Raw genomic sequence first — 4,273 nt, forward strand, 5'->3', positions numbered from 1 at the left:
TTTCTTCTTTTTTTTTTTACAGGTTGGGGGGCGACACACACCCCGTGCCCCCCATACACCGCGGGCGCGCGCGGGTGCCGCCCGCTTGGGGGTGGACCCACACCCGCGGCGGGGGGTCGCGTGGCCCCCCCCACGCCGGTCCCCCTGCGCCGCCACGCGGCATCCTTCGCCCACCCAGCCGTCAGCGGCCGACGGTGGCGCAGGGCCGCACCCCACCCCCTCTCATCGGCAGAACGGATCACCCTGTGAACCCTTCCCACCCCGAGAGCCGCAAGCCCGGCCGCCTCCGGCGGTTCGCCGGCAGGACACCCGTTCTCGTGCCGGCGCTGGCGGTCGTCCTGCTCCTTCCCGGCACCGCCGACGCCGCCACCGTGACCACGAACCAGACCGGCACCGAGGGCGGCTACTTCTACTCCTTCTGGACCGAGGGCACCGGCGCGGTCTCGATGTCGCTGAACGGCGGCGGTCGCTACGGCACCTCCTGGACTAACGCCGGCAACTTCGTCGCCGGCAAGGGCTGGAGCACCGGCTCCCGCAACCCGGTCGCCTACTCGGGCACGTGGAGCACCAACGGCAATGCCTACCTCTCGCTCTACGGATGGAGCACCAACCCGCTCGTCGAGTACTACATCGTCGACAACTACGGCTCCTACAAGCCCACCGGCACGTACAAGGGCACGGTCACCAGTGACGGCGGCACCTACGACATCTACGAGACGACGCGCTACAACGCCCCCTCCATCGAGGGCATCAGGACCTTCAACCAGTACTGGAGCGTCCGCCGGGACAGGCGGACCGGCGGGACCATCACCGTCGGGAACCACTTCGACGCGTGGGCCAGGTCCGGCATGAACCTCGGCACCATGAACTACGAGATCCTGGCCACCGAGGGCTACCGGAGCAGCGGCAGCTCCGACATCACGGTGGGCTCCTCCCCCGGCGGGGGCAGCGGCGGCGGCACGCCGGGCGGAGGCATCACCTCCGGCGCCGTCTACACGCTCACGGACGCCGCCGCCGGACGCGTGCTCGACGAGCCCTCGGGGCAGAACGGCAACGGCACGCCGCTCCAGGTCTGGGACGCCGGCGGCGCCGCCAACCAGCAATGGCGGGCGGACCGGAACGGTGACGGCTCCTACACCCTGACCAACGTCGCCAGCGGCCGGGCCCTGGACGAGCCGAGCGGCCGGACGGGCAACGGGACGAGGCTCCAGGTCTGGGACTCCAGCGGTGGCGCCAACCAGCACTGGCGGGCCGACCGGAACGGCGACGGCTCCTACACGCTGGTCAACGTCGCCAGCGGCCGGGCGCTGGAGCTCCCCGGCGGTCAGACCGCCAACGGCACGCCCGTCCAGGTCTGGGACCCCAACGGCGGCTCCAACCAGCACTGGACCTTCGGTTGAGCTCTTCCGCGGGGTGCGCGCCGCCCTCTGCACGCGATCATGTTAGCGCTAACAATTCCACCCGTCGGCCCCACCCGGCCCTGAAGGAGTTCCTCATGCGTGAACGAAATCCCCGACGCGGGCGACCGGCCAGGGCCCTCGTCGCCGTCGTCGCCGCTGTGGCGGCGCTGGCGGCCGCGCTGGTCGCCGGCCCGGCGCAGGCCGCCACCAGCGGTGCCCTGCGCGGTGCCGGTTCCGGCCGGTGCCTCGACGTGGCGAACGCCAGCCGGACGGACGGCGCTCCCCTCCAGGTCTACGACTGCTGGAACGGGACCAACCAGCAGTGGACACTGACGTCCGACAACCGGCTGACCGTGTACGGCGACAAGTGCCTGGACGTTCCGGGCCACGCCACCGCCGCCGGTACCCGGGTGCAGATCTGGACCTGCACCGGCGCCGCGAACCAGCAGTGGCGGGTGAACGCCGACGGGACGGTGGTCGGCGTGGAGTCCGGACTCTGCCTGGACGTCGTGGGCGCCGGTACGGCCAACGGCACGGCGGTGGACATCTGGCCCTGCAGCGGTGGCAGCAACCAGCAGTGGACCGGCCTGTCCGCGTCGTCCCCGCCCGGCACGTGCGCGCTCCCCTCGACCTACCAGTGGTCCTCGACGGGTGCGCTGGCCCAGCCCGCGAACGGCTGGACGTCGGTGAAGGACTTCACCGACGTGGTCTACAACGGCAAGCACCTGGTCTACGCGTCGAACGTGAACGGCTCCTCGTACGGCTCGATGGCCTTCGCCCCCTTCACCAACTGGTCGGACATGGCCTCGGCCCCCCAGACCGGCATGAACCAGAGCGCGGTGGCGCCCACCCTGTTCTACTTCGCGCCCAAGAACATCTGGGTGCTCGCGTACCAGTGGGGCCAGTGGCCCTTCATCTACCGCACCTCCAGCGACCCGACCAACCCCAACGGCTGGTCCGCCCCGCAGCCGCTGTTCACCGGCGGCATCCCCGGTGCGGCCCCGATCGACCAGACCCTGATCGGCGACGACCAGAACATGTACCTGTTCTTCGCCGGTGACAACGGCAGCATCTACCGGGCGAGCATGCCCATCGGCAACTTCCCCGGTAACTTCGGCTCCTCCTACACCACCGTCATGACCGACTCGGTGAAGAACCTCTTCGAGGCCCCGCAGGTCTACAAGGTCAAGGGCCAGAACCAGTACCTGATGATCGTCGAGGCCCGCGGCGCGAACGAGCAGCGCTACTTCCGCTCCTTCACCGCCACCAGCCTCAACGGCTCCTGGACCCCGCAGGCCGCCACCGAGAGCAGCCCCTTCGCCGGCAAGGCCAACAGCGGCGCCACCTGGACCAACGACATCAGCCACGGCGACCTGGTCCGCAACAACCCCGACCAGACCATGACCATCGACCCCTGCAACCTCCAGCTCCTCTACCAGGGCAAGTCCCCCACCGCGAGCGGCCCCTACGACCAACTCCCCTGGCGCCCGGGCCTCCTGACCCTCCAGCGCCACTGATCGGACCCGCCATCGCACGGAACCCCGGCCGCCCGCGGCCGGGGTTCCGTCTTCCGCGGACCTTCCCGAGCCCGCTCGCCTCGGCCGGCACGGGGGGCGGCGGCGATCCGGTCGCACAGGACGGCCCTCTCGTCGGTTCTTCGACTCAGTAGCCGTAGATCATGTCGAAGGCGACCTGCGGCAGGAACTGTCCGGCCGTCGAGCCGGTACCGGTGCCGCAGTTGCCGTCCGATTCGCCCGGTGCCTTGATCCACAGCAGCATCTCGGCGCCGCCGCCGGCCTGCGGGGGCGTGCCGATCCGGCGCCCGGCCGGATTGCACCAGTTGCCGTCGGATCCGTTGCCGTTGCGGCTGGTGTCGATGACGAACGGCTTGCTGAAGCCGTGCGCCGATCGCAGGGCCGCGCTGACGGCGTTTCCGTACGCGGTGTTCTGCGCGGTGGGGAGGAAGTTGGACACGTTGAGCGAGAACCCGCGGGCTCCGCTCACTCCGGCTGCGGCCAGGTGGTCGGCCATGGTCGCGGCGCTCATCCAGGCGGGGTTGCCGGCGTCCAGGTAGACCCAGGTGTTGGGGGCCTTGGCGTTGAACTGCGCGACGGCGTTGCGCAGCATGCCGTTGCGCTCGGCGATCTGGTCGGCGCTCATGCAGGTCTCGTCCCCGAGCGAGTCGGGTTCGAGGACGACCACCGCCGGTCGGTTGCCGATGCCGCTGGCGAAGGCGGCGATCCAGGCGGCGTAGTCGGCGGGGCTGCCCGCCCCGCCGCCGGACTGGCCGGCGCAGATGTCGCGGTCGGGGATGTTGTACGCCACCAGGATCGGCAGCTTGCCCCGGGCGGTGGCCGCGCCGACGAAGGCGCCGGTCGCCGTCCCGATGGTCCCGCTCCAGCTGCCGAACCACCGGGCCGTCGGCACGTTGGCGATCGACGACCGGATGGCCTGGGCGCGGCCGTCCCCGGGGTTGGCGCTGAGCCATTGCTGCGCGCCGGAGTCCGGGTCGACGTAGAAGCCGCTGGTCATGGTGGTGGGGTCGGCGGCGTACGCCGTCCCCGGGTGGACGGCGAGCAGGAGGGCGGTGAGCGCGGGGGTCAGGAGCGAGCACATTCTGCGGAGCGAGCGGCGCATGGATCTTCCTCCAACGGGTGGGGGCGGGGGAGAGGCGAGTGGAAGCGCTTCCGGTCGCCGGAAGACGGGTCGGCAGGACGAGCGGGGTCGGACACGGCAGCGCTTCCACCCCGCCCGTCCGGTAGAGGTCCGTGAGCCGGCCGAGGCCGGGGGTGCCGGCCTGGCCGCCCGGCGCTCCGGACCGGACCGGCGGGCGCCTCGGCGGGCCGCTGCCGGGCGGCTGGCATGCTCAGGGC

The 4,273-nt window shown here is 71.3% G+C and carries 3 protein-coding genes; 2 read left to right on the top strand and 1 reads right to left on the bottom strand.

Translation table 11 applies throughout. The annotated features are described in order from the left end of the window. The first annotated feature begins 245 nt into the window (after positions 1 to 245). Complete coding sequence (locus ACFV1W_RS23475) at positions 246 to 1,400, top strand: glycoside hydrolase family 11 protein (protein WP_380419176.1); 1,155 nt, start codon at positions 246 to 248, stop codon at positions 1,398 to 1,400. Between the two features lie 95 nt (positions 1,401 to 1,495). Further along, positions 1,496 to 2,917, top strand: a complete 1,422-nt coding sequence (locus ACFV1W_RS23480; protein WP_380419177.1) for a non-reducing end alpha-L-arabinofuranosidase family hydrolase — start codon at positions 1,496 to 1,498, stop codon at positions 2,915 to 2,917. A 145-nt stretch (positions 2,918 to 3,062) separates the two neighbouring features. On the opposite strand, the gene ACFV1W_RS23485 is transcribed toward ACFV1W_RS23480, so the two are convergent. Further along, positions 3,063 to 4,037 carry a glycoside hydrolase family 6 protein gene (locus ACFV1W_RS23485; RefSeq protein WP_380419178.1) on the bottom strand — a complete coding sequence of 325 codons (975 nt, stop codon included), beginning with the start codon at positions 4,035 to 4,037 and terminating at the stop codon, positions 3,063 to 3,065. Positions 4,038 to 4,273 lie beyond the last annotated feature (236 nt).

This window comes from Kitasatospora sp. NPDC059648, assembly GCF_042734825.1.
Classification (GTDB): domain Bacteria; phylum Actinomycetota; class Actinomycetes; order Streptomycetales; family Streptomycetaceae; genus Kitasatospora.